Source organism: Streptomyces sp. NBC_00258 (assembly GCF_036182465.1).
In the GTDB taxonomy this organism is placed as follows: Bacteria; Actinomycetota; Actinomycetes; order Streptomycetales; family Streptomycetaceae; genus Streptomyces.
This window is the reverse complement of the sequence record NZ_CP108081.1, coordinates 2,937,775-2,962,399: the sequence shown is the minus strand read 5'-3', so window position 1 is coordinate 2,962,399 and position 24,625 is coordinate 2,937,775. Positions and strand designations below refer to the sequence as shown.

Below are 24,625 nucleotides of genomic sequence, written 5' to 3'. Positions count from 1 at the left end.
TTCCTTCGGGCGATCGGATCAACCGCGGACTGCGGCAAGAGATTCCCGGGCGGCGGAGGCCACGTTCTCGGGGGTGAAGCCGAACTCGTCGAACAGGGTCTTTGCGTCGGCGGAGGCGCCGAAGTGTTCGAGGGAGACGATGCGTCCGTGGTCACCGACGTACCGGTACCAGGTCAGGCCGATGCCCGCCTCGACCGCCACTCGGGCCTTCACGGACGGCGGAAGCACGCTCGCGCGGTACTCCGGTGACTGCTCCTCGAACCACTCGACGGACGGCATCGACACCACGCGCGTTCCGACGCCCTCGGCCTCCAGCTGCTCGCGCGCGGCGACGGCGAGCTGCACCTCGGATCCGGTGGCGACGAGGATCACGTCCGGGGTCCCGGTGGAGGAGTCGCGCAGTACGTAACCCCCCTTCGCCGCCTCGGGGTTGGCCTCGTACGTCGGCACGCCCTGACGGGTGAGGGCGAGGCCGTGCGGGGCCGGGTCGGTGGCGTGCCGCTTGAGGATCTCGGCCCAGGCGATCGACGTCTCGTTGGCGTCGGCCGGGCGCACGATGTTCAGGCCCGGGATGGCGCGGAGCGAGGCGAGGTGCTCGACCGGCTGGTGGGTCGGGCCGTCCTCGCCGAGGCCGATGGAGTCGTGCGTCCAGACGTACGTCACCGGCAGCTGCATCAGGGCCGAAAGACGGACCGCGTTGCGCATGTAGTCGGAGAAGACGAGGAACGTGCCGCCGTAGATCCGGGTGTTGCCGTGCAGCGCGATGCCGTTCATCTCCGCGGCCATCGAGTGCTCACGGATTCCGAAGTGGACGGTTCGGCCGTACGGGTCTGCCTCCGGCAGCGGGTTGCCCTTCGGGAGGAAGGACGACGTCTTGTCGATGGTCGTGTTGTTCGAGCCGGCCAGGTCGGCGGAGCCGCCCCACAGCTCGGGGAGCACATCGCCGAGCGCCTGGAGGACCTTGCCGGACGCGGCACGGGTCGCGACGGACGTGCCCGCCTCGAACGCCGGGAGCGCGGACTCCCAGCCCTCGGGGAGCTGACCGGCCACGATCCGGTCGAAGAGCTTGGCGCGCGCGGGCTGCGCGGTGCGCCACGCGGCCAGCTGCTTGTTCCAGGCGGCGTGCGCCTCGGCGCCCCGGTCCAGGGCCTTCCGGGCGTGGTCCAGGACCTCGTCGGCGACCTCGAAGGTCCGCTCCGGGTCGAAGCCCAGCAGGCGCTTGGTGGCCGCGATCTCCTCGGCGCCGAGCGCCGAGCCGTGCGAGGCCTCGGTGTTCTGGGCGGTGGGCGCGGGCCAGGCGATGATCGTGCGCATCGCGATGATCGAGGGGCGGCCGGTCTCGGCCTTCGCCGCGGTGAGGGCCTCGTGGAGCGCGTGCGGGTCGATGTCGCCGCCGAGCGCGGGCTCGATCCGCTGCACGTGCCAGCCGTACGCCTCGTACCGCTTCAGGACGTCCTCGGAGAAGGCGGTGGCGGTGTCGCCCTCGATGGAGATGTGGTTGTCGTCGTAGACGAAGACGAGGTTGCCGAGCTTCTGGTGGCCGGCGAGCGAGGACGCCTCGGCGGAGATGCCCTCCTCCAGGTCGCCGTCGGAGACGATCGCCCAGACGGTGTGGTCGAAGGGGGACTCGCCCTCGGGGGCCTCGGGGTCGAACAGGCCGCGCTCGAAGCGGGCGGCCATCGCCATGCCCACCGCGTTGGCGACGCCCTGGCCGAGGGGGCCCGTGGTCGTCTCGACCCCGGCCGTGTGCCCGTACTCCGGGTGGCCGGGCGTCTTCGAGCCGTGCGTGCGGAACGCCTTGAGGTCGTCCAGCTCCAACTCGTACCCGGAGAGGAAGAGCTGGGTGTAGAGGGTCAGCGAGGTGTGGCCGGGGGAGAGGACGAAGCGGTCGCGGCCGGTCCACTCGGGGTCCGCGGGATCGTGTCGCATCACCTTCTGAAAGAGGGTGTACGCCGCTGGGGCGAGGCTCATCGCGGTGCCGGGGTGGCCGTTGCCGACCTTCTGCACGGCGTCCGCCGCAAGCAGACGGGCCGTGTCGACGGCTCGCCGGTCCAGATCGGTCCACTCAAAGCTGTCAGGTGTCTGCGTGCTCATCTTCAAGAAGTCCTCGGTAGAAGCCCAGTAACTGCTCGGTTGCGTTCAAACTTAAAAGTCAGACTTTTGCCGGGGAAGGTGGCCCTGTGTCAGCCTTTGGTGAAAGTGGGACAACGACCGCGGGGACCGAGCCGACGCGAGAGGGACATGGCGGACAGAAAAGCCCAAGACGGCGACACCGGCGACGGGATCAGAACCTTTCCCTTTCCCGTCGACCTGAGCGTCTGCGGAGTCGGCATGCAGGTCGGCCCGATGGAGCCCGGCCGGACCTGGCACGCGAACGAGGCGATCGAGCGCGTCCACCGCATCGACTTCCATGTGGTCATGCTCTTCGGGGACGGCCCGGTCCGGCACATGGTCGACTTCACGGAGTACGAGGTCACCGCCGGTGAACTCCTGTGGATACGCCCCGGCCAGGTCCACCGCTTCTCCAGCACGGAGGCCTACCGAGGAACGGTCCTGATCATGCAGCCGGGCTTCCTGCCCCGCGCCACGGTCGAGGCGACCGGCCTCTACCGCTACGACCTGCCGCCCCTGCTGAGGCCCGACCCGGCCCAGCTCGCCGGACTGAAGGCAGGCCTCACCCAACTGGAACGCGAGTACGTCGACACGACCACGCTGCCGCTCACCCTGCACACCTCCGTGCTGCGGCACTCCCTGACCGCGTTCCTGCTCCGCCTGGCGCACCTCGCCGCCAGCTCCGCCGACGCGGCACGCGACCAGGCGGACACCACCTTCACCCGCTTCCGCGAGGCGGTCGAGAAGGGCTTCGCCACCAACCACAGCGTCAGCGCCTACGCCGACGCCCTCGGCTACTCCCGCCGCACCCTCGTCCGGGCGGTCCGCGCCGCGACGGGCGAGACCCCGAAGGGCTTCATCGACAAGCGGGTCGTCCTGGAGGCCAAGCGGCTCCTCGCCCACACGGACATGCCGATCGGCCGCATCGGGGTCTCGGTGGGATTCCCCGACGCGGCCAACTTCACCAAGTTCTTCCACCAGCACACCGGGGTGGCGCCGGTGGCGTTCCGGGCGGAGCTGCACTGAGGGATCAGAGGAGCCGCACCGAGGAATTGGCGGAGCCGCACTGAGGAATCAAAGGAGGGGGCGGGCCTGTGCGGCCCGCCCCCTCCTCACCGACTCGGCTCTCAGCGGCCGAAGTTGAACCAGTTCACGTTCACGAAGTCCGCCGGTTGTCCGCTCGTGAAGGTCAGATACACGTCGTGCGTACCGGTGACGTTGCTGATGTTCGTCGGGACGGTCCGCCAGCTCTGCCACCCGCCGGTGTTGGCGAGCGCGAAGGTGCCGATCGGGGCGCTCGTACGGCTGTCGAGGCGGACTTCGACCAGGCCACTGGCGCCGCCCGCTATACCGCTCGCGACCCGGGCGCTGAACTGCCTGGCCGCCGTGGAACCGAAGTTGACACCTCGGAAGAGGGCCCAGTCGCCGTTGGCGAGGGCGCCGATGTTCTGGCCGCCGCCCGAGTCGGTCGTGGTCTCGGTGATCGTGCCGCTCTGACCGTCGAACGACTCGGCCTGGATCGCGCTGTACGCGTCACGGTTGCCGGTCGGCGGAGGCGTGGTGCCGCCCGCGGACTGCAACACCTGGACGTAGTCGACGACGAGGGGATTGCCGGGCACGGTTGCGCCGTCCGGACCGCCGCCGAAGGCGTCCACGAAACCGCCGCCCATCGCCACGTTCAGGATGATGAAGAAGCCGTGGTTCGTGGCGTTCGCCCAGGTCGTCGCGTCGACCTGATTCGCCCGTACGGTGTGGTAGTTGATGCCGTCGACGTAGAAGCGGATCTCCTCCGGACTCGTCGAACGGTCCCACTCCATGCCGTACGTGTGGAAGCCGGCCTGGCAGGTCGCGCCCGGGCAGGCGGTGGAGCCGCCGAGGCCGGTCGTCTCGTTGCAGGGGCCGCCCGGGTTGGTGCCGCAGTGCAGCGTGGCCCACACGGTGTTGAGACCCTGGACGTTCTCCAGGATGTCTATCTCACCGACGCTCGGCCAGTTCTGGTAGTTGCCGCGGTAGGGCGCGCCCAGCATCCAGAACGCCGGCCAGTAGCCGCGGGCGGCGGCGCCCGTCACGTTAGGCATCTGGATCCGGGACTGGACACGCAGCTTGCCGCCGGCTGGCGGCTGGAAGTCGGTGCGGTTGGTCTCGATGCGGCCCGAGGTCCAGTTGCCCGCGGCGTCGCGGCGCGGGGTGATCCGGAGGTTCCCTGTGCCGTCCAGGGCCACGTTGTTGGTGCTGGACGTCATGTTCTCGATCTCGCCCGTGCCCCAGTTGGCGGGCCCGCCCGGGTAGCCGTGGCCGGTCGCGTACTGCCAGTTCGAGGTGTTGACGCCGGTGCCCGCCGTGCCGTTGAAGTCGTCGACGAAGACCTGGGTCCAGCCGCTGGGCGGCGCGGGCGCGTCCGCCTCTGCTGCCGATGCCCCGGCCGCCGCCAGGCTCAGCACGCTGACCAGCGCGATGAGCGTGCGCCGGAGTGGACCGCGTCTGACGGGTGTGCCTGAAGTTTCCCTCATGGGTGCCTCTTCGGGTACGGAGTGGGGGTGCGCGGGTGTGCGGGGGTGCGCGGGAGCTGTTGAGAGCGCTCTCAAAGCAGCTGCGCGGCCAATGTGCTCTTCGGCACTCCGGTCGTCAAGAGGTAAAGCAGAGAAAGCCCCCAGGGGGCAGGGGAGTTCACACGGTGAAGGAGGGGACGGATCGGACGCGGCGTCAGAAAGCGCTTCCGGCCCGCCGGACCCACAAACGCCGAAAGCCCCCGGTACCGCGGCTCAGGCCGAGGTACCGGGGGACGTCGAATGGTGTTCCACGGGGATGGTCGAGGGGGCCGCGACGAGGGCCTGCCGGGCGTACAGATCAGGCAGCACCAGGACGTCGCGCTCAGCGTGAGCCGACGACGGTCCAGGTGTCGCCGCCGGTGAGGAGTGCGGAGAGGTCGCCTTTGCCGTTCTGTTCGATGGCGGTGTCGAGTTGGTCGGCCATTTGTGTGTCGTAGACGGGGCGGTCGACGGCCCTCAGGACTCCGATGGGGGTGTGGTGGAGGGTGTCGGGGTCGGCGAGCCGGGACAGTGCGAATGCTGTGGTGGGGGAGGTGGTGTGTGCGTCGTGGACCAGGATGTGTGGTTCGTTTTCGGGGGTGACGGTGATGGCTTTGAGGTCGCCGGTCTGTGTGTCGCGTACGACGCCTTTGGAGCCGAGGCCGTTGTCGAGGGGGGCGCCGAAGCGGATGGGCCGGCCGTGTTCGAGGCGGATGACGGCTTCTTCGGCTTGTTGCCTGTCCTTGAGGACTTCGAAGGCGCCGTCGTTGAAGATGTTGCAGTTCTGGTAGATCTCGACGAGGGCGGTGCCGGGGTGGGCGGCCGCCTGGCGCAGCACCTCGGTGAGGTGTTTGCGGTCGGAGTCCACGGTCCGCGCCACGAAGGAGGCTTCGGCGCCGATGGCGAGGGAGACCGGGTTGAAGGGTGCGTCCAGGGAGCCCATGGGCGTGGACTTGGTGATCTTCCCGACCTCTGAAGTGGGGGAGTACTGGCCTTTGGTGAGTCCGTAGATCCGGTTGTTGAAGAGGAGGATCTTCAGGTTGACGTTGCGGCGGAGGGCGTGGATGAGGTGGTTGCCGCCGATGGACAGGGCGTCGCCGTCGCCGGTGACGACCCACACGGACAGGTCGCGGCGGGAGGAGGCGAGGCCGGTGGCGATGGCGGGGGCGCGGCCGTGGATGGAGTGCATGCCGTAGGTGTTCATGTAGTACGGGAAACGGGAGGAGCAGCCGATGCCCGAGACGAAGACGATGTTTTCTTTGGCGAGGCCCAGTTCGGGCATGAAGCCCTGGACGGCGGCGAGGACGGCGTAGTCGCCGCAGCCGGGGCACCAGCGCACTTCCTGGTCGGACTTGAAGTCCTTCATGGACTGCCTGGCCTCGGCCTTGGGCACCAGGGTGAGTGCCTCGATCGTGCCCGGGCCTTCCGTGGTCGTCTCAGCCATCGATGGCCTCCTTGAGAGCCGTGGCGAGCTGTTCGGCCTTGAACGGCATTCCGTTGACCTGGTTGTAGGAGTGGGCGTCCACCAGGTATTTCGCCCGGACCAGGGTGGCGAGCTGCCCGAGGTTCATCTCGGGGATCACCACCGTCTCGTAACCCTTGAGCACCGCGCCGAGATTGCGGGGGAAGGGGTTGAGGTGGCGCAGGTGGGCCTGCGCGATCGCTTCCCCGGCCCCGCGCAGCCGCCGCACGGCTGCGGTGATCGGCCCGTAGGTCGAACCCCAGCCCAGCACCAGCGTGGTGGCCGCGCCGGAGGGGTCGTCGACCTCGACGTCCGGGACGTCGATGCCGTCGATTTTCGCTTGGCGGGTGCGGACCATGAAGTCGTGGTTGGCGGGGTCGTAGGAGATGTTGCCGGTGCCGTCCTGCTTTTCGATGCCGCCGATGCGGTGTTCCAGACCCGGCGTACCCGGAATCGCCCAGGGGCGGGCGAGGGTGTGGGGGTCGCGTTTGTAGGGCCAGAAGACGTCGGTGCCGTCGTCCAGGGTGTGGTTGGGGCCCTGGGCGAACTGCACTTGCAGGTCGGGCAGTTCGTCGGTGTCGGGGATGCGCCAGGGCTCGGACCCGTTGGCGAGGTAGCCGTCGGACAGCAGCAGGACCGGGGTGCGGTAGGTGAGCGCGATGCGCGCCGCCTCGATGGCGGCGTCGAAGCAGTCGGCGGGCGTCTGGGGGGCCACGATGGGCACCGGTGCCTCGCCGTTGCGGCCGAACATGGCCTGCAGCAGGTCGGCCTGCTCGGTCTTGGTGGGCAGGCCGGTGGAGGGGCCGCCGCGCTGGATGTCGATGACCAGCAGCGGCAGCTCGAGGGAGACGGCGAGCCCGATCGTCTCCGACTTGAGGGCGACACCCGGTCCGGAGGTGGTGGTGACGGCCAGCGAGCCGCCGAAGGCGGCGCCCAGGGCGGCGCCGATGCCGGCGATCTCGTCCTCGGCCTGGAAGGTCCGCACGCCGAAGTTCTTGTGCCGGCTCAGCTCGTGCAGGATGTCCGAGGCCGGGGTGATGGGGTAGGAGCCCAGGTAGAGCGGCAGGTCGGCCTGGCGGCCGGCGGCGATCAGGCCGTAGGACAGGGCCAGGTTCCCGGAGATGTTGCGGTAGGTGCCGGCCGGGAACGCGGCGGTGGCCGGGGCGATCTCGTAGGAGACCGCGAAGTCCTCGGTGGTCTCGCCGAAGTTCCAGCCCGCCCGGAACGCGGCGATGTTGGCCGCCGCGATATCGGGCTTCTTGGCGAACTTGGCCGTCAGGAACTTCTCGGTGCCCTCCGTGGGCCGGTGGTACATCCACGACAGCAGACCGAGCGCGAACATGTTCTTGCTGCGCTCGGCCTCCTTGCGGGTGAGGTCGAAGTCCTTGAGGGCCTCGACGGTCAGCGTGGTCAGGGGCACGGGGTGGACGCTGAAGCCGTCCAGCGAACCGTCCTCCAGAGGGCTGGTGGGGTAGCCGACCTTGTGCATCGCCCGTTTGGTGAACTCGTCGGTGTTGACGATGATCTCCGCGCCGCGCGGCACGTCGGCGATGTTCGCCTTCAGCGCGGCGGGGTTCATCGCGACCAGGACGTTGGGGGCGTCGCCGGGGGTGAGGATGTCGTGGTCGGCGAAGTGCAGCTGGAAAGACGAAACGCCCGGCAGGGTGCCTGCGGGCGCGCGGATCTCGGCGGGGAAGTTCGGCAGTGTCGAAAGGTCGTTTCCAAAGGATGCCGTTTCGGAGGTGAAACGGTCCCCGGTGAGTTGCATACCGTCACCCGAGTCCCCCGCGAACCGGATGATCACCCGATCCAACCGGCGAACATCCTTCGACAGCAGGGAGGCGGATTCATCAAGGACGCCGGAATCACTAGGGAGGTCGGATTCATCGGGGAGGTCGGACCTGGTGAACACGGGGTCTCCCTAGGAAATGATTTCGCAGATGGGGGCGCCGGAGGTGATGGAGGCGCCGACTTCGGCGGCCAGGGCTTTGACGGTGCCGGAGCGGTGGGCGTTGAGGGGTTGTTCCATCTTCATGGCTTCCAGGACGACGACGAGGTCGCCTTCCTTGACTTCCTGGCCTTCCTCGACGGCGACCTTGACGATGGTGCCCTGCATGGGGGAGGCGAGGGTGTCGCCGGAGGCGGCGGGGCCGGACTTCTTGGCGGCGCGGCGTTTGGGTTTGGCGCCGGCGGCGAGGCCGGTGCGGGCCAGGGACATGCCCAGGGAGACGGGCAGGGAGACTTCCAGGCGTTTGCCGCCGACCTCGACGACGACGGTCTCGCGGCCGGGCTCGTCCTCCACCTCGGTGTCGGTGGGGGCGGCGAAGGGCTTGATGTCGTTGACGAACTCGGTTTCGATCCAGCGGGTGTGGACGGTGAAGGGGTCGGTGGAGCCGGTCAGTTCGGGGGCGAACGCCGGGTCCTGCACGACCGCGCGGTGGAAGGGGATGGCGGTGGCCATGCCCTCGACCTGGAATTCGGCCAGTGCGCGGGCGGCGCGTTGCAGGGCCTGTTCGCGGGTGGCGCCGGTGACGATCAGTTTGGCGAGCAGGGAGTCCCAGGCGGGGCCGATCACGCTGCCGCTCTCCACGCCGGCGTCCAGCCGCACTCCCGGGCCCGAGGGCGGGGCGAAGGTGGTCACCGTGCCGGGGGCGGGCAGAAAGCCCCGGCCGGGGTCCTCGCCGTTGATGCGGAACTCCAGGGAGTGGCCGCGCAGTTCCGGGTCGTCGTAGCCGAGTGCTTCGCCGTCGGCGATGCGGAACATTTCGCGGACCAGGTCGATGCCGGCGACTTCCTCGGTCACCGGGTGCTCGACCTGCAGGCGGGTGTTGACCTCCAGGAAGGAGATCGTGCCGTCGGTGCCGACGAGGAACTCCACGGTGCCGGCGCCGATGTAGCCGGCCTCCTTGAGGATGGCCTTGGAGGACGAGTACAGCTCGGCGACCTGCGCCTGGGACAGGAACGGGGCGGGGGCTTCCTCGACCAGCTTCTGGTGCCGTCGCTGCAGCGAGCAGTCACGCGTCGATACGACGACCACGTTGCCGTGGGAGTCGGCCAGGCACTGGGTCTCCACGTGCCGCGGCTTGTCGAGGTAGCGCTCCACGAAGCACTCGCCGCGGCCGAACGCGGCGATCGCCTCGCGGACCGCCGAGTCGTAGAGTTCGGGGACCTCTTGCAGGGTGCGGGCGACTTTGAGGCCGCGGCCGCCGCCGCCGAAGGCGGCCTTGATGGCGATGGGCAGGCCGTGCTGTTCGGCGAAGGCCACGACCTCCTCCGCGCCGGAGACCGGGTCGGGGGTGCCGGCCACCAGGGGGGCGCCGGCGCGCTGGGCGATGTGGCGGGCGGCGACCTTGTCGCCCAGGTCGCGAATGGCCTGCGGGGGCGGGCCGATCCAGATCAGCTGGGCGTCCAGGACGGCCTGGGCGAAGTCGGCGTTCTCGGAAAGGAAGCCGTAGCCGGGGTGGATGGCGTCCGCGCCGGAGTCCTTGGCCGCCTGCAGCACCTTGGTGATGTCGAGGTAACTGGTCGCGGGGGTGTCACCGCCCAGCGCGAACGCCTCGTCCGCGGCCCGCACATGCAGCGCGTCCCGGTCCGGCTCGGCGTACACCGCCACGCTCGCGATACCGGCGTCTCGGCACGCCCGGGCGACACGAACAGCGATTTCGCCACGGTTGGCGATCAACACCTTGCGGATACGGGCCTGACGCAGGCGTGGGCGGGCGGCGCTCATGTACGCCAACTCTGTGGCGCGCCGTACCCGGAGGTATGGCCCGTACGCTGCCATCCGGCCCGCCGCGATGCCGCACGGGCGCTTTCGCCGTCCGGGACGGAACGCCGCGCACTGCCGGCGAGGAGGACGGCTGTGAGGGCGGCGAGCTCCTCCGCGCCGGCCTCTCCCTTCAACACCTGGATGGACGGAACGCTGGTGGTCACGAACTCTCCTGTCACTGTGGGGGGTTGCCGTGTTTGCGGGAGGGCAGCTCCGCGTGCTTGGTGCGCAGCATCGCCAGGGAGCGGATGAGTACCGAACGCGTGTCGGCGGGGTCGATGACGTCGTCGACCAGGCCGCGCTCGGCCGCGTAGTACGGATGCATGAGCTCGGCCTTGTACTCCTTGACCAGCCTGGCGCGCATCGCCTCGGGGTCGTCGGCAGCGGCGATCTGCCTGCGGAAGACAACGTTGGCGGCGCCTTCCGCGCCCATCACCGCGATCTCGTTCGACGGCCAGGCGTAGGTCAGGTCGGCGCCGATGGACTGCGAGTCCATGACGATGTACGCACCGCCGTACGCCTTGCGCAGGATCAGGGAGATGCGTGGCACGGTCGCGTTGCAGTAGGCGTAGAGGAGCTTCGCGCCGTGCCGGATGATGCCGCCGTGCTCCTGGTCCACGCCCGGCAGGAAGCCCGGCACATCGAGCAGCGTCACCAGCGGGATGCTGAACGCGTCGCACAGCTGCACGAAGCGTGCCGCCTTCTCGCTGGCCGCGATGTCGAGGACGCCGGCCATGGACTGCGGCTGGTTGGCGACGATGCCCACCACCTGGCCGTCGAGCCGGGCCAGCGCACAGATGATGTTGCGGGCCCAGCGCTCGTGGACCTCCAGGTAGTCCCCGTCGTCGACGAGTTCCCCGATCACCTTCGTCATGTCGTACGGCCGGTTGCCGTCCACGGGGACCAGGTCCAGCAGGGCGTCGGTGCGCCGGTCCGCCCGGTCGTCGGGGTCCACCCGGGGCGGGACGTCGCGGTTGTTCTGGGGCAGCATCGAGAGCAGATACCGCACCTCGGCGATGCAGGTCTCCTCGTCGTCGTACGCGAAGTGCGCGACGCCGCTCGTCTCGGCGTGCACGTCGGCGCCGCCCAGGCCGTTCTGGGTGATCTCCTCGCCGGTGACCGCCTTGACGACATCCGGGCCCGTGATGAACATCTGCGAGGTCTCGCGGACCATGAACACGAAGTCCGTGAGCGCCGGGGAGTACGCGGCGCCGCCGGCGCACGGGCCCAGCATCACGCTGATCTGCGGGATGACGCCCGAGGCGCGGGTGTTGCGCTGGAAGATGCCGCCGTAGCCGGCGAGCGCGGACACGCCCTCCTGGATGCGGGCGCCCGCCCCGTCGTTCAGTGAGACCAGGGGTGCACCGGCCGCGATGGCCATGTCCATGATCTTGTGGATCTTGGTGGCGTGGGCCTCGCCCAGCGAGCCGCCGAAAATGCGGAAGTCATGGGCGTACACGAAGACCGTGCGCCCGTGCACGGTGCCCCAGCCGGTGATCACGCCGTCCGTGTACGGGCGGTTCGACTCCAGACCGAAGCCGGTCGCCCGGTGCCGGCGCAGTGGCTCGACCTCGTTGAACGTGCCTTCGTCCATGAGGAGTTGGATGCGTTCGCGGGCCGTCAGCTTGCCGCGGGCGTGCTGGGCCGAGGTCGCGCGTTCGCCGGGGCCCTCGTGCACCTGCCTCTTGAGCCTGGCCAGCTCCTCGACGTGCGTGGCCGTCGGCCGCCGCTCCTCCATGATGGTCATACGTGTGCCCTCCCGATCAGTGACTGGTCAGGGACCGGAGATCCCCGGGCAGTTCACGCACGACGGTGTGCGTGGGCGGTGTGCCGTGGAGCGCGACGGCCGCCGCGTGGCCCGCCGGGCACGGCACGTCCCGTACGGTCCAGCCGTCCGGCCCTTGCGGCGCTCCCGGGCCGCCGTCGCCGACGTACACCTCGGACATCCAGCGGCCGATTCCGGCGCCCGTGCCTTTGAGGTATGCCTCCTTGCGCGCCCAGATGCGGGCGAAGGCGGCCCGCCGGTCCTCTCCCTCCAGGCGTCGCAGTTCCGCCTGTTCGTGCGGATGCAGGGAGGGCAGGCACACCTCCACCCGCTCGGATGCCGGCAGCCGCTCCACATCGGCGCCGACCGGGCGGGCGGCCACGGCGATGAGGGCCGTGCCGTGGCTGTGCGAGAGCGAGAAGTGCGGGACGGGGCCCGGCTCGGCGAGTACGGGCCTGCCGTGCGGGCCGCCGCACCTGGGGCAGTCCGCACGGGCGAAGGTGAGCTTCCGTGCGGGGATTCCGACGTACGTGGCGAGCACCCGCCTCAGCGCGATGTGCGCCGCCACGTACAGATCCCGGTCGGCCGGGCGCCGGAAGGCGGCTGCCCGCTGCCGCTCGGCGTCGTCGAGTTCGTCGAGCGCGCCGGGGCCGTACGAGGGGATCGTGACACCGTCCTCCTCAGGGCGACGGTTCGGAGACAGCAGAAAGACTTCCAACGTGCTTGTCCACACTGGGTGTTGACGCTCCATCATCCGATGCTCCCGCTCGTCGCACGTCGCTCAGCAGCACCGCCTGCCGTAGCGTGTCCGCGCTCGGCGAGGTGCCCGCACGCACCGCCGACATGAAGGCCCTGACGGTGGCCGCGACCTGGTCGGCGGGCCGGAGCCGGATCTCCTCGATGTCCGCGCCACGCTGCACGGTGATCACGGGGATGTGGTCGGCGGGCGGGGTGAAGGCGCGGTCGACGGTGATCCGGCCCTCGCTGCCCCACAGTTCATAACCGGAGCGGTACGCGTGCTCCATGCCGAAGGTGACCTGTGCCATGACTCCGCCCGGCGTGCGCAGCAGCGCGGCGCCGGACGTCTCGACCAGACGCCCCGTGTCGCTCGCGAGATGGGCACCGACGACCTCGACGTCCGGCCCGAGGAAGTGCAGGGCCGCCCGCAGCGGATAGAGCCCCACGTCCGCCAGCGCGCCGCCGCCGAGCTCGGGGACGTACCGGATGTCGTCGTCGGGGAGCCGGGGAATGGTGAACGCCGCCTGGAAGGTGCGCAGTTCACCGATCCGGCCGTCCGCGACGAGGCGCCGCACCGCCTCGTGCAGGGGATGGTGGACGAACATCACGTTCTCCATCAGCGCGAGTCCCCGGGCGGCGGCGAGGCACAGCAGCCGTTCGGTGGTAGCGGAGTCGGTGCTGAGGGGCTTCTCGGCGAGGACGTGCAGGCCCGCGTCGAGCGCCGCCTCCACCCACCTGGCGTGCAGCGCCGCGGGCAGCGGCACGTACACGGCCTGGATGTCGTCGCGTCGCAGGAGTTCGGCGTATCCCTGGACGGGTTGGCAGCCGAAGCGTTCGGCGACCCGTTCTGCCTTGGCGAGGTCACGGCTGGCGACCGCCGCGATCTCCAGACCGGGGGAGGCGGCGAACGCGGGCATCATTCGGCGCACCGCGATGTCCGCGCAGCCCAGCACCCCGATCCGCACCGGGGCCCCGGCCGCCGCACCCGCGCTCAACGTGCCCTCACCGGGAGTGCGTTGAGGCAGGCCAGCAGCGTGCGTGCCTGCACGTTGAGATAGTGGCCGTGGCGGACGAGCCAGGTGAGCTGGCCGGGGGTGACCCAGGCGTAGCCGGGCGGTGGGTCGAGCGGCGTGTCGTGCTCGGCGGCGTCGACGATCAGATAGCGGCTCTCGGCGTTGCGGAACCGGCCGCCCTCCTCCGAGTGCACGGCACCGTAGCGGACACGGTCGGGCGACGCGTCGAGGACCGAGTCGAGGAAGAGCGGGCGCTCCTTCTCCGCGAGGTGGGCGTAGTTGCCCGGCGTGTACTGGACGGTGGGGCCCAGCTCCACGGTGTCCAGGAAGCCGCCCTCGACCCGGGCGTGCACCAGTACGTGCGGCACGCCGTCGAACTCCCGGGTGAGGAAGGCGGTGACGCCGGTGCCGACCGGCTCGAACAGGGGCTGTGTCCAGCTGGTGACCTCGCGGTTGCCGGCCTGCACGGCCACCGCGACGACGTTGAAGTAGCGGCCCTCCTCGTGCTCGACGGTCATCTCGTCCTGCCGCCAGCCGGGCAGCCCGGCCAGCGGGACGCGTTCGGCGTGCACGTCGTGCCGGGCGCGCTCCCCGGTGATCCAGGACAGCAGCTGGATGTCGGTGCGCAGCGCCCCGGCCGCCGTCGCCGGCAGGGGCAGACATGACAGGACGGTCCGCGAGTCCATGTTGACGACATTGTCCTGGTGCAGCAGTTCGCCGATCTGGCCGAGGGTGAGCCAGCAGAAGTCGTCGAGGAGGGGGACCTCGCCGACCGCCTCCACGATCATGTTGCGGTTGGACTTCCGGAAGAACCAGGAGCCGTGCTCGGACTGCAGGGCGTCCGCGACGACCCGGCCGCGGCCGGGGCCGACGAAGTGCTCGATGTACTTCACGTCCGCGCCCTGGTGGGCCTTGGTGTAGTTGCTGCGGGTCGCCTGGACCGTGGGGGAGAGCTGGAGCAGATTCGGGTTTCCGGGCTCCATCTTGGCCTGCATCAGGAAGTGCGGTACCCCGTCGAACTCCTTGACGAGGATGCCCAGGATGCCGACCTCGGGCTGCTTGATGATGGGCTGGTACCAGTCGGCGTACGGGCCGTCGCCGTAGGGGCCGTCCCGCTCGGTGACGTGCAGGCCCTCGACGGTGAAGAACCGGCCGCTGCGGTGCACCAGGTTTCCGGTGGACTCCTCGAACGACCAGCCCTGCAACTCGGCGAACGGGATGCGGTCCACGCGGAACGCGTTGGCCCGCCCGCGCTCGGCGAGCCAGCCGTGGAAGTCGGCGGTCGCCAGGTGGGAACCCTCGGTGGTGGCGGCCGACAGCGCGAGCCGGTCGGCCAGGGCGGCCTCGCCGCGCGATTGAAGGGTGTGGGACAGCATGGGAGAACTCCCTCAGTCGACGTCGACGATCGTGAACAGGCCCTTCTTGACGAGCTTGATGCCGTCGGTGGCGTCCTTGTTCCAGGTGATGAGCGCGTGGGGGCCGGTCCCGGTCGGGACCCGCGCCACCGTCGACCGGCCGGTGGACAGCGGGAGGCTGCCCAGGCTGACCGAGGTGAAGGGCGAGCCCGGCGGGAAGCTGCCGTCGTCCGGCATCGAGTCGAAGTACGCCTTCAGGTCGGCCTCGGTCGTCCCCTCCGCGATCCGTACGAAGAGGAACTCGTTGACCTGGCCCGGGATCCGGTTCACGAACCGCACCGGCTGGCCGGCCCGTACCCTGCCCTGGACCTCGAAGCGGGGACCGGTGCCCGGCACGTTCTTCGACACGACCGTCGCGGTCGGCGTCAGACCCTGGTCCACGGAGCTGCCGGACACCGTCAGCCAGCGGTAGCGGGGCTGGGCGTCGGCCACCGCGAGGTAGTCGAACAGCAGGTAGGTGCCCGGAGACAGGTGCTGGGTGAAGGAGCCGGGCTGCCCGTCGTGGATGACCAGCCCGCCGAGCAGGGTGGCGTCCCGGTTCAGGTCCTTGGCGCCCTGGGGCACCTCGGCCGGTGTGTTGCCCAGCGCGCGGAACAGGTCGTACGTGAAGTCGTCCCAGCCGACGCCGTCCTTCAGCCGGACGAGGCCGATCCAGCCCTTGCCCTCCTGCGTGGTGGAGGCGTTGAAGGTGGTGAGCCCGGGCCGGGTGGTCGCCGGCGCCGTGAACCCCTCGGCTGTGGAGCGCAGTTCGACGGTGTGGGAGCCCTCGGCGGCCGAGGCGGAGGCCGGGGTGCTCCCGACGGGCGGGGCCGCGACCGCGGGCCCCTGCACACCGGCCAGGAGCAGCACAACGGCACCACCGAGCCCGAGCGCCACACGGCCACCGAGCCCGAGCGCGGTGCGCGCACGGAGTCCGCGGGCCGTGCGGCCACGGAGTCCGCGTGTCAGCCTGCCGCCGAGTTCCGGTCCCGGTCCCGGTCCCGTCCGGTCCGCCGTCCTGCCGTTCGCTGTCTTCTCGTTCATCGCGGGTACGTCAACGCCTTTCACATGCGTGTCGGGTGCGGGTCGGAGCCGAAGCCGTACTCAGCCGCGCGCGGCCACGAACTCCTTGATCGAGGCGGTCACGTAGTCGAGCATCTCGTCGGTGAGCGCCGGGTAGACCCCGATCCAGAACGTGTGTTCGGTGATGATGTCGCTGTTGGTCAGGTCGCCGACCACGCGGTGGGGCTGGTCGATGTAGGCGGGGTGCCGGGTGAGATTGCCGGCGAACAGCCGCCGGGTGCCGATCTTGCGGTCCTCCAGATGGGACACCAACTCCGCGCGGCCGAAGGGGGCTTCGGGGTCCACGGTGATCACGAATCCGAACCAGCTCGGGTCGGAGCGGGGTGTGGCCTCGGGCAGGAGCAGCCCGGGTACGCCGTCCAGGCCCTCGCGCAGCCGCCGCCAGTTGCGCTTGCGGGCGTCGATGAAGTCGTCGAGCTTGGCGAGCTGGGTCAGACCGAGGGCGGCCTGGATGTCGGTGGCCTTCAGGTTGTAACCGACGTGCGAGAAGATGTACTTGTGGTCGTAGCCGGCCGGCAGGGTGCCCATCTGGTACTTGAACCGCTTGAGGCACTTGTCGTTCTCGCCCGGCTCGCACCAGCAGTCCCGCCCCCAGTCCCGCAGCGATTCCACGATCCGGGCGAGCGCCAGGTTCGAGGTCAGCACACAGCCGCCCTCGCCCATCGTGAGGTGGTGCGCCGGATAGAAGCTGACCGTGGTCATGTCGCCGAACGTGCCGGTGAGCTGCCCGTCGTACAGCGAGCCGACCGCGTCACAGTTGTCCTCGATGAGGAACAGGTCGTGTTCCTCGGCGAGTTGGGCGATCGCGGTGACCTCGAAGGGGTTGCCGAGCGCGTGCGCGATGATGATCGCCCGGGTCTTGGGCCCGATGGCGGCGGCGACCTTGTCCGCGGTCGCGTTGTACGTCGTCAGGTCCACGTCGACGAAGACCGGTACGAGCCCGTTCTGCAGGATCGGGTTGACCGTGGTGGGGAAGCCCGCCGCGACGGTGATGATCTCGTCGCCCGGCTTCAGCCGCCGGTCCTCCAGATGGGGCGAGGTGAGCGCCGAGACGGCGAGGAGGTTCGCCGAGGAGCCGGAGTTGGTGAGATGGGCCTTGCGCCGTTTCAGCCGCCTGGCGAACGCCGACTCGAACTTGCGCTGGCTGCGCCCGGCGGCGATCCGCATGTCGAGGGCGGCTTCCACCAGCGCCACCCGGTCCTCCACCTCCAGGACCGCTCCCGAGGGCCAGATCTCCGTCGTGCCGGGCACGAACTCCCGTGCCGGTGCGCTGACTTCGTGGTACGCGCGGACCGCGTCGAGCACCGTTTCCTTGGGGTCGCTCATCATCCTGTCCTCTCGTTGACGGGCGGCATCACGGCCGCGAGCAGTTCGCGCAGTGAGGTGTCCAGCGGGCGGCGCGGTGTCCAGCCGAGCAGTTCGCGCGCCAGGGAGATGTCCAGGGACTGCCACTCGACGTCGTTGCGGTTCGGCGGCGCGCCGCCCTCCTCGCTCACCGGAACCTCCAGGCCGCTGAGCGCGACCATCCGGTCGATCAGGTCACGGACCGGCACGGCCTCGCCGCGGCCCACGTTGATCACGCGCCCGCTGACCCGCGCACTGGGCGCGACGGCCGCGGCCACCACGGCGTCGGCGACGTCCCGGACGTCCACCAGGTCGCGGGCGGCCCGCAGCGGCGGCAGCCGCAGCTCGTCCGGCTTCTCGCCGAGGGCGTCGGCGCGGGCGGCCCCGGCGAGATGCCGGGCGACCTGGCCGAAGAGACTGGCCACGGAGATTCCGGGGCCGATCACATTGGCGAGCCGGAGCACCACCGCGTCCGCGTCCTGATCCCGTACGGCCCGCGACACGGCCTGGGTGCCGAGGAGTTTCGTACGCCCGTAGGGGGTGACGGGCGCGGGCGGCCAGTCCTCCGGGATGGCTCCTCCCGGGGTGCCCGCCCCGTACTCGTGGACACTGCCGAGCTGGATCAGCCGGGGTCTGCGCGGCTGCCGCGGAAGTGCGGCGAGCGCCTCGGCGACCTTGGTGACCAGTTCGGCGTTGCTGGCGGCCATCTGAGGCTCGTCGGCCTGCCAGACCCGCCCGGCCGAGTTGACGACGGTGTCGGCGCCGACCGTGGCGAGCAGGCCCGCGATCTCCCGGGGTGAGGAGGCGAGCACGTCGAGGCGGACGGTGGCCGTGGAGCCCGAGCCGGGCTCGGCGCTGGGGGAGACCAGGTGCACCCGGGCCCCGAGCGCGGTGAAGGCCTCGCCGATGTGGCGGCCGATGAACCCGGTGCCGCCGAGCACGACGACCGTGCGGCCGGCGGCCCTGTCGAGGTCAGGCAACGGCCCGGTCCGTTCCGTGCTTGGCGGCCTTCCACCAGTCCGGGTTGTCCCGGTACCAGGCGACCGTGTCGGCGAGACCCTGCTCGAAGCCGATCCGCGGGGCGTAGCCCAGCTCGTCCCGGATCTTGGTCTCCTCGATGGAGTAGCGCAGGTCGTGCGCCTTGCGGTCGGGGACGCGCTGGATCGCCTCGGCGCCCGCGCCGGTCAGTTCGAGGAGCTGCTCGGTGATGGCGAGGTTGGTGCGCTCGTTGCCGCCGCCGATGTTGTAGACCTCGCCCGCCCGGCCCTGGTTCAGGACCAGATGGATGCCCCGGCAGTGGTCGTCCACGTGCAGCCACTCACGGACGTTGGCGCCCTCGCCGTACAGCGGGACCCGGCGGCCTTCGAGCAGGTTCGTGACGAACAGCGGGATGAGCTTCTCCGGGTGCTGGTACGGCCCGTAGTTGTTGGAGCAGCGCGTGATGGACAGGTCGACGCCGTGGCTCCGCCAGTAGGCGCGGGCCACCAGGTCGGAGCCCGCCTTCGACGCCGCGTAGGGCGAGTTGGGCGCGAGCGGCCACTCCTCGGTCCAGGAGCCCTCGTCGATGGAGCCGTACACCTCGTCCGTGGACACGTGCACGACCCGCTCCACCCCGCTGTCGAGCACGGCGTCGAGCAGTGTCTGGGTGCCCAGGACGTTCGTACGGAAGAAGTCGCCCGCGCCTTCCAGGGAACGGTCGACGTGCGTCTCGGCGGCGAAGTGCACCACGGCGTCGTGGCCGGGCACCAGCTCGCGCAGCAGTTCGCGGTCGCAGACGTCGCCGCGTACGAACAGCAGGCGCTCGTGCGAGCCCGGCAGGTTGTCGCGGTTGCCGGCGTACGTCAGCTTGTCCAGGGCGGTGACCTGCGCGTCCTCCCACCCGCTGTACGAGCCCTCCAGCACGTTGCGCACGAAGTGGGAGCCGATGAAGCCGGCCGCTCCGGTGACGAGGATCCTCATGCCGTGACCTCCACTCGGGTGTGGTCTCCGACGACCAGCCGGTACCGGTCGACGCCCTGCTCACTGGTGCCGACCGAGGCGGAGCGCCCGATCAGCGAACTGCGCAGGCCCTTGACACCGCTGACCGACGCCTCGTCGAGGGCGATGGAGTTCTCCAGGGCGCTGTCGCTGACCAGGCAGCCGCGCCCGATGGACGTGTGCGGGCCGATGTGGCTGTCCTCCACCACCGCGCCGGCTCCGATGATCACCGGCCCCTCGATGCGGGACCGCGTCACGCGCGCCCCCGCCTCGACGACGACCGCGCCCAGCAGTTCGCTGAGGTCGTCGACGTCACCCTCGACGGACCGCGCCAGCCGGTCCAGGAGGTAGCGGTTGCAGTCCAGGACGTCCTCGACGTTCCCGGCGTCCTTCCAGTAGCCGCCGTACTGGGTGGCGCGGACCTCGGCGCCGGAGTCCAGCAGCCACTGGATGGCGTCCGTGATCTCCAGCTCGCCCCGGGCGCTGGGCTCGATCGAGTCCACCGCCCGGTGGACGGCCGAGGTGAAGAAGTACACGCCGACCATCGCCATGTCGCTGCGCGGTTCGCTCGGCTTCTCCACCAGGCGCAGCACCTCGCCGTCCGGACCGAGTTCGGCGACACCGAACTGGCGAGGGTCGGTCACCTTGTGCACCACGATCTGCGCGGCCGGACGCCGGGCCGTGAACTCCTCGGCGGTGGCGGCGACACCCTCGGGCAGCACGTTGTCGCCGAGGTACATCACGAAGTCGTCGTCTCCGAGGAAGTCCCGGGCGACGGCCACCGTGTGGGCGAGGCCGCGCGGGGCGTCCTGGGATATGTAGGTGAGTTTCACACCGAACCGGGAGCCGTCACCGAGGGCGGAGTCGATCTCCGGACCCCGATGGCCGACGATGACGCCGATGTCGGTGACGCCCAGGTCCCGGATGTTCTCCAGGACATGGACCAGGACGGGGGTGTTGGCGATCGGGATGAGCTGTTTCGGCATCGAATAACTGAAGGGTCGCAAGCGGGTACCGGAACCGCCTGCCAGCACAAGCGCCTTCATGAGGAGTCCTCTCGATTCACGTGTGCATGCCTTTTCTCGTCGTGCTTCGGGCGTTCGTGCCTCGGGCGTCGGGGCCTCGGCGGTTCAGCGGAGCTGTTCCAGTACCGCCACCACGTCGGAGGGCAGCGGCATCGTGGCGATCTCCGCGGAGAGTTCGCCCGCCCGCTCCCGGAATCCGGGGTGTGCGAGCAGTTCCTCGCAGGAGTCGGCGATGCGCTCGGCGGTGTCCTCGCCGGGCAGCAGGGTGATCGCCGCTCCCCGCTCGGCGATGCGTAGGGCCGGCAGTTCCATGACGGCCCCCTTGGGGATGAGCAGTTGGGGGATGCCGGCGTTGAGCGCGGTCAGGGTGCTGACACCGCCCGCGTGGTGGACGAGCAGGTCGCAGGTGGGCGCGATGACGTCGAGCGGGACCCAGCCCGCGCGCAGGCCCGGCAGTTCGGCGGTGAGGGCATCGGCCACCTCCTGGGGGGCGGCGACGATGAGTTCGACGTCCCACGCGGTGACGTCCTTGGCCATGCCGCGCAGGAACTCGAAGTTCCGGTCGTAGCTGTCCTTGGCGACCCGGCTGCCCGAGGTCACACAGATCCGGCGCCGCTCACCGCGCGAGTACATCCACGGTTCGAGCCTGCGCTGTCCGTTGGCCGGGATGTAGCGCATCATCTGCGCGGGACCGGCGCTCGCCGGGCGCAGGCTCGGCGGGCAGATGTCGACGAACAGCTCGGGTCCGGGCAGCCGGTCGAGCCCCAACTCGGCCAGTTCCGGCGCCAGTTCGGTGTCGGCACCCGGATGGATGCCGTCGGCCTCGATGGCGTCCCAGGCCTGGCGCACATGCGGGATGCCCAGATGCGCGGCGAGCAGCGGGGCGACGTAGCACATCGTGCCGCCGACGACGAGGTCCGGCCGCCAGGACCGCGCGAACTCCAGCATGCGCGGGAGGCTCTCCGCGCCCATGCGGGCGAACCAGCGGCCGGTGAACAGCGCCTGCTCGACGGGGTCGGAGGGGATCGACTCGGGGTTGCCCTCCCGGTCCTGGGTGATGAACTCCCGGATCGGCCGGTGGGTGGTCGGGATGCCGGGCAGTCCCGAGCCCGTGATGTGCGGCATCATGTCCGCGTTCGCGGCCATCACGACCTGGTGCCCGGCGTTGCGGGCGGCGGTGGCCAGCGGGGCGAGCGCGAAGACGGTCGCGGGGCTGCCCGCGGTGACGAAGAGGATCCTCACAATGTCCCTGCCTTGGTGAATCGGGGCGTCGCTGTGCTGCCGAACCGGGGAAGGACGCCGGCCGCCCTGGCCTCGGCCACGGTCGGTGCCTTGGCGTCCTTGTCGGAGATGAGGGGGACTTCGGGGCAGTCCCACGGCAGATCGAGCTCGGGATCGAGCGGGTTGATGTCGATCTGGGTTCCGGGCACATAGGTGCTGGAGACGACGTAACAGATGCAGGCGTCGTCGGTGAGCGCGAGAAAGCCGTGGCCGACGCCCTCGGGCACATAGACGGACCGGCCCGAATCCGCGTCGAGTTCGTTGACCTGGTGCTTCATGAACGCGGGGGAACCGATCCGCAGATCGACCACGATGTCGCGCAGCACTCCGCGCACACAGGTGACGTACTTCGCCTGACCCGGCGGAATGCTCACGCTGTGGATGCCGCGGAGCGTATGGCGTCTCGACACCGAGTAGTTGATCTGGCGGGGCTGGAAGGCGACACCGGTCGCCTTCTCCAGCGTGTCGTCCCGCATCGCCTCGTAGAAGTTCCCCCGCTCGTCGAGTATCTGACGGGGCGTCACCAGATAGGTACCGGGAATGACCATTTCCTCGATCAGCACCGCGCGTTCGCCTCTCTCGGCTCAGTGGCCTCGGGGTGGTGGCCTTTCATGCCTGACGGGCCAGCTGTTCCAGGTCGGCCGCGACATCGGCGGGCGACGGCATCGCGGCCATCTCCGCGGCGAGCCGCCGGGCCGCCGCGCCGTACGCGGGATCCGACAGCAGGGTGTCCAGGGCGCCGGCGATCAGCTGCGGGTCGTCCTGCTCGGCTGCCTTGTCGAAGGTGAGGCCCGCGCCGGTCGCGGCGAGCCGGTCGCCCAGCGGGAAGTGGTCCGCCAGCTGCGGCAGGGTGAGCTGAGGCAGCCCGAAGGCGGTCGCGGTCATCGCGGTGCCCGCCCCGCCGTGGTGGACCATCGCGTCGCAGCTGTCCAGGAACAGGTGCAGGGGCAGCGGATCGACCAGCCGTACGTGTTCCGGCACCGCGCCGATACCGGCCCGGTGCCGCTCGGGCACCGTCGCGAGGACCTCGGTGCCGGGCCGGCCCGCGAGGGCGTGCAGCAGATCCCGGGTGAACGGTTCGCCGTGCAGGGCGAGGGTGTTGCCCAGTGAGACGGCGACCCGCTGCCGTCCGGCACCGGGACCCCGGTCCGCGCGCAGCCAGTCGGGCACCTCACCGCCGCCGCTGTAGGGCACGTAGCGGATGGACGTGCCCGGCTCGGAGTCCGGCAGCCGCAGGGACGGCGGGCACGGATCGAGCAGCACCGCCGGATCCGGCAGGCCCGGCAGGCCCAGCTCCTCGCACAGCTCCCGGAAGTCGGGGCGCACCATGCGCCGGGCAGGCCCGGAGATGGCGTCCACCGTCCATCGGTGGTGCACCACCGGCACGCCCAGCCGCGCGCCGAGGGTCAGCGAGCAGTACTCCAGCGGGTCCGAGAGGATCAACTCCGGCCCGAACTCCCTGACCAGCTCGCTGTAGTGGCCGAGCACGGACTTGGCGTGCCCCATCCAGAGCTTGCCGTAGCCGCCGAGCACCTCGGGCGCGGGCCGGGGCCGCGCCTGCAACGGCCGCTGCTCCTCGGCCAGCCCCCGCAGCAGCATCCCGTCCACGTCGAACGACTCGCCCACGACCGCGCCGGTCAGGCCGGCGGCCCGCACGGCGCCGAGCACATCGGGCTGCCCGGTCACCATGACCTCGTGCCCCGCCGAGCGCAGCGCCCAGACGAGTGGCACGAGCGGCAGGAAGTGGGTGGGAACAGGGGTGCAGATCACGAGTACGCGCATCTGACGGGGTCCTCTCGGTGGCTGGTCGTTGGGTCGCCGTCAGCGGCGCTCGGCGGTCAGACGTTCCAGCAGCGGTACGACGTCCGTGGGGGCCGGCGCGGCGAGCATCTCCTGGTGCAGGGCGCGCGCACCGAGCTGGAACGAGGGGTCCTCCAGGAGCCGTACGAGCTGCTTGTGCAGGCCGTCGACGTCCAGCGCGGTGGGGTCGGCGACCAGGCCCGCGCCCATGTCGGCGACATAGCGGGCCGTGACCATCTCGTCCCACATGACCAGCGGCACCACGAGCTGCGGCACCCGGTGGGCCACGGCCGCGGCGAAGGTGCCGCCGCCCCCGTGGTGGATGATCGCCGAACTGGTCGGCAGCACCTGGTTGAGCGGCACGTACTCGACGGTGCGCACGTTGTCGGGCACCTTGCCGACCGCCGCGAGCTGCTCGTTGTTGAGGGTGGCGACGACCTCGACGTCCAGGGCGGACACGGATTCGAAGAACTCGCGCATCGGGAAGCCGCTGTACCTGCCGAAGATCTTGCGCCGGCTCACCCCCAGGGTGAGCACCGCGCGGGGTCGCTCGGGCCGCGCGTGCAGCCACTCGGGCAGCGCGGCCGCCCCGGTGTAGGGGACCCGGCGGACCGGGATGTGTGTCAGGTCCAGGGGATGCCGCATCCGGGACTGGGTCAGGTCGAGGGTCCACTGGCCGAGGAGCATCTCGTCGTCGAGCTCGAACCCGTACCGCTCCAGCATCGGGCCGAACCAGCTCAGCCACGGGTGCTCGGTCAACTCCGACTGCGGGTCCGCCAGTTCGCGCTTCGTGCGGTCGTGGATCACGGCGACGTTGTCCATGCCCCACACCAGCCGGGCGTGCGCGGCGCCGCTGACCCGGGCGGCGATCGGCGCCGCGAGCATCAGGGGGTCCCACAGGACCAGATCGGGACGCCAGGAACGGGCGAAGTCGACCAGGTTGTCCAGGACCGGGCGGCGTCCGCCCTCCCGCTCGGGCGCCGGGTAGTACAGGGAGAACATGCCGGCGAGGATGGAGCGCGCCGTGCGCCAGCCGCTGCCCTCCTCCGGTTCGGCGGGGTCGAAGCCCAGCGACGGCCGGTCCGGCTTGGCGTCCCCGGTGTGCGCGCCGAGCGCCGGGGACAGCTCGTCCGGGGTGCCCAGCGACACCGCGGTGAGCCCGGCCGCGCCGATGTTCCCGATCACCCCCGGGTCCACCACGCCCGAGTGGCTCGCCACGACGACCTCGTGCCCGGCGCTCTGCAGCGCCCAGGCCAGCGGCACGACCGAGTACAGGTGTGACGTCGCGGGAAAGATGGTGAGCAGGACACGCATCGTTGATCTCCGTTCGCGTT

General features: G+C 70.4%; 20 protein-coding genes. 1 reads left to right on the top strand and 19 read right to left on the bottom strand.

Features of this window, described 5'->3' with window-relative positions; translation table 11 throughout:
* Window positions 1-18: 18 nt before the first annotated feature.
* Window positions 19-2,094: a transketolase gene (tkt, locus tag OG718_RS13385; RefSeq protein WP_328844231.1), complete on the bottom strand. Its 2,076-nt coding sequence runs from the start codon at window positions 2,092-2,094 to the stop codon at window positions 19-21.
* A gap of 147 nt (window positions 2,095-2,241) precedes the next feature.
* Between tkt and OG718_RS13380 the strand changes: the two genes are divergently transcribed.
* Window positions 2,242-3,138, top strand: coding sequence for a helix-turn-helix domain-containing protein (locus OG718_RS13380; protein WP_328844230.1), 897 nt, complete (start codon window positions 2,242-2,244; stop codon window positions 3,136-3,138).
* Window positions 3,139-3,239: 101 nt separating this feature from the next.
* Here OG718_RS13380 and OG718_RS13375 read toward each other — a convergent pair whose 3' ends face one another.
* The 18 genes from OG718_RS13375 to OG718_RS13290 form a co-directional block, all read right to left on the bottom strand.
* Window positions 3,240-4,622 (bottom strand): glycoside hydrolase family 16 protein, encoded by a 1,383-nt coding sequence (locus OG718_RS13375; protein WP_143640794.1) that lies wholly within the window; start codon window positions 4,620-4,622, stop codon window positions 3,240-3,242.
* A 361-nt stretch (window positions 4,623-4,983) separates the two neighbouring features.
* Window positions 4,984-6,084, bottom strand: coding sequence for a 2-oxoacid:ferredoxin oxidoreductase subunit beta (locus OG718_RS13370; protein WP_328844229.1), 1,101 nt, complete (start codon window positions 6,082-6,084; stop codon window positions 4,984-4,986).
* A complete protein-coding gene (locus OG718_RS13365) occupies window positions 6,077-7,939 on the bottom strand; it encodes a 2-oxoacid:acceptor oxidoreductase subunit alpha (RefSeq protein WP_328847751.1) in 1,863 nt (620 codons plus the stop codon). Before OG718_RS13365 ends, OG718_RS13370 begins: the two co-directional genes overlap by 8 nt.
* A gap of 84 nt (window positions 7,940-8,023) precedes the next feature.
* Window positions 8,024-9,796 carry an acetyl/propionyl/methylcrotonyl-CoA carboxylase subunit alpha gene (locus OG718_RS13360; RefSeq protein ID WP_328847750.1) on the bottom strand — a complete coding sequence of 591 codons (1,773 nt, stop codon included), beginning with the start codon at window positions 9,794-9,796 and terminating at the stop codon, window positions 8,024-8,026.
* 32 nt (window positions 9,797-9,828) lie between these two features.
* Window positions 9,829-10,035: an acyl-CoA carboxylase epsilon subunit gene (locus tag OG718_RS13355; protein WP_143644110.1), complete on the bottom strand. Its 207-nt coding sequence runs from the start codon at window positions 10,033-10,035 to the stop codon at window positions 9,829-9,831.
* 11 nt (window positions 10,036-10,046) lie between these two features.
* Window positions 10,047-11,618 (bottom strand): acyl-CoA carboxylase subunit beta, encoded by a 1,572-nt coding sequence (locus OG718_RS13350; RefSeq protein WP_328844228.1) that lies wholly within the window; start codon window positions 11,616-11,618, stop codon window positions 10,047-10,049.
* Window positions 11,619-11,634: 16 nt separating this feature from the next.
* Window positions 11,635-12,354, bottom strand: coding sequence for a 4'-phosphopantetheinyl transferase family protein (locus OG718_RS13345; RefSeq protein WP_328844227.1), 720 nt, complete (start codon window positions 12,352-12,354; stop codon window positions 11,635-11,637).
* A complete protein-coding gene (locus tag OG718_RS13340; RefSeq protein ID WP_260695856.1) occupies window positions 12,317-13,369 on the bottom strand; it encodes a Gfo/Idh/MocA family protein in 1,053 nt (350 codons plus the stop codon). The genes OG718_RS13345 and OG718_RS13340 overlap by 38 nt, the downstream gene beginning before the upstream one ends.
* Window positions 13,366-14,763, bottom strand: a complete 1,398-nt coding sequence (locus OG718_RS13335; RefSeq protein WP_143644107.1) for an NDP-hexose 2,3-dehydratase family protein — start codon at window positions 14,761-14,763, stop codon at window positions 13,366-13,368. The genes OG718_RS13340 and OG718_RS13335 overlap by 4 nt, the downstream gene beginning before the upstream one ends.
* Before the next feature lie 12 nt (window positions 14,764-14,775).
* Window positions 14,776-15,825, bottom strand: a complete 1,050-nt coding sequence (locus OG718_RS13330) for a hypothetical protein (RefSeq protein ID WP_328844226.1) — start codon at window positions 15,823-15,825, stop codon at window positions 14,776-14,778.
* A 60-nt stretch (window positions 15,826-15,885) separates the two neighbouring features.
* A complete protein-coding gene (rfbH, locus tag OG718_RS13325) occupies window positions 15,886-17,190 on the bottom strand; it encodes a lipopolysaccharide biosynthesis protein RfbH (protein WP_328844225.1) in 1,305 nt (434 codons plus the stop codon).
* Window positions 17,190-18,188, bottom strand: coding sequence for an NAD-dependent epimerase/dehydratase family protein (locus OG718_RS13320; protein WP_143644104.1), 999 nt, complete (start codon window positions 18,186-18,188; stop codon window positions 17,190-17,192). The genes rfbH and OG718_RS13320 overlap by 1 nt, the downstream gene beginning before the upstream one ends.
* Window positions 18,181-19,167, bottom strand: a complete 987-nt coding sequence (gene rfbB, locus OG718_RS13315; protein WP_143644103.1) for a dTDP-glucose 4,6-dehydratase — start codon at window positions 19,165-19,167, stop codon at window positions 18,181-18,183. Before rfbB ends, OG718_RS13320 begins: the two co-directional genes overlap by 8 nt.
* Window positions 19,164-20,231, bottom strand: a complete 1,068-nt coding sequence (locus tag OG718_RS13310) for a glucose-1-phosphate thymidylyltransferase (protein WP_143644102.1) — start codon at window positions 20,229-20,231, stop codon at window positions 19,164-19,166. The genes rfbB and OG718_RS13310 overlap by 4 nt, the downstream gene beginning before the upstream one ends.
* Window positions 20,232-20,315: 84 nt before the next feature.
* A complete protein-coding gene (locus OG718_RS13305; RefSeq protein ID WP_306936509.1) occupies window positions 20,316-21,452 on the bottom strand; it encodes a nucleotide disphospho-sugar-binding domain-containing protein in 1,137 nt (378 codons plus the stop codon).
* Window positions 21,449-22,054 carry a dTDP-4-dehydrorhamnose 3,5-epimerase family protein gene (locus OG718_RS13300; RefSeq protein WP_186001538.1) on the bottom strand — a complete coding sequence of 202 codons (606 nt, stop codon included), beginning with the start codon at window positions 22,052-22,054 and terminating at the stop codon, window positions 21,449-21,451. Before OG718_RS13300 ends, OG718_RS13305 begins: the two co-directional genes overlap by 4 nt.
* 46 nt (window positions 22,055-22,100) lie before the next feature.
* The gene (locus OG718_RS13295; protein WP_328844224.1) at window positions 22,101-23,273 is read right to left on the bottom strand and encodes a nucleotide disphospho-sugar-binding domain-containing protein; all 1,173 of its coding nucleotides are present in this window, start codon (window positions 23,271-23,273) and stop codon (window positions 22,101-22,103) included.
* Between the two features lie 39 nt (window positions 23,274-23,312).
* Window positions 23,313-24,605, bottom strand: coding sequence for an activator-dependent family glycosyltransferase (locus OG718_RS13290; protein WP_143644100.1), 1,293 nt, complete (start codon window positions 24,603-24,605; stop codon window positions 23,313-23,315).
* Window positions 24,606-24,625: the final 20 nt, after the last annotated feature.

Excerpts from the sequence above, each read along its gene's own strand:
- tkt (WP_328844231.1), bottom strand. The coding sequence starts at position 2,094 with ATGAGCACGCAGACACCTGACAGCTTTGAGTGGACCGATCTGGACCGG.
- OG718_RS13380 (WP_328844230.1), top strand. The coding sequence starts at position 2,242 with ATGGCGGACAGAAAAGCCCAAGACGGCGACACCGGCGACGGGATCAGA.
- OG718_RS13375 (WP_143640794.1), bottom strand. The coding sequence starts at position 4,622 with ATGAGGGAAACTTCAGGCACACCCGTCAGACGCGGTCCACTCCGGCGC.
- OG718_RS13370 (WP_328844229.1), bottom strand. The coding sequence starts at position 6,084 with ATGGCTGAGACGACCACGGAAGGCCCGGGCACGATCGAGGCACTCACC.
- OG718_RS13350 (WP_328844228.1), bottom strand. The coding sequence starts at position 11,618 with ATGACCATCATGGAGGAGCGGCGGCCGACGGCCACGCACGTCGAGGAG.
- OG718_RS13335 (WP_143644107.1), bottom strand. The coding sequence starts at position 14,763 with ATGCTGTCCCACACCCTTCAATCGCGCGGCGAGGCCGCCCTGGCCGAC.
- OG718_RS13330 (WP_328844226.1), bottom strand. The coding sequence starts at position 15,825 with ATGAACGAGAAGACAGCGAACGGCAGGACGGCGGACCGGACGGGACCG.
- rfbH (WP_328844225.1), bottom strand. The coding sequence starts at position 17,190 with ATGAGCGACCCCAAGGAAACGGTGCTCGACGCGGTCCGCGCGTACCAC.
- rfbB (WP_143644103.1), bottom strand. The coding sequence starts at position 19,167 with ATGAGGATCCTCGTCACCGGAGCGGCCGGCTTCATCGGCTCCCACTTC.
- OG718_RS13310 (WP_143644102.1), bottom strand. The coding sequence starts at position 20,231 with ATGAAGGCGCTTGTGCTGGCAGGCGGTTCCGGTACCCGCTTGCGACCC.
- OG718_RS13295 (WP_328844224.1), bottom strand. The coding sequence starts at position 23,273 with ATGCGCGTACTCGTGATCTGCACCCCTGTTCCCACCCACTTCCTGCCG.
- OG718_RS13290 (WP_143644100.1), bottom strand. The coding sequence starts at position 24,605 with ATGCGTGTCCTGCTCACCATCTTTCCCGCGACGTCACACCTGTACTCG.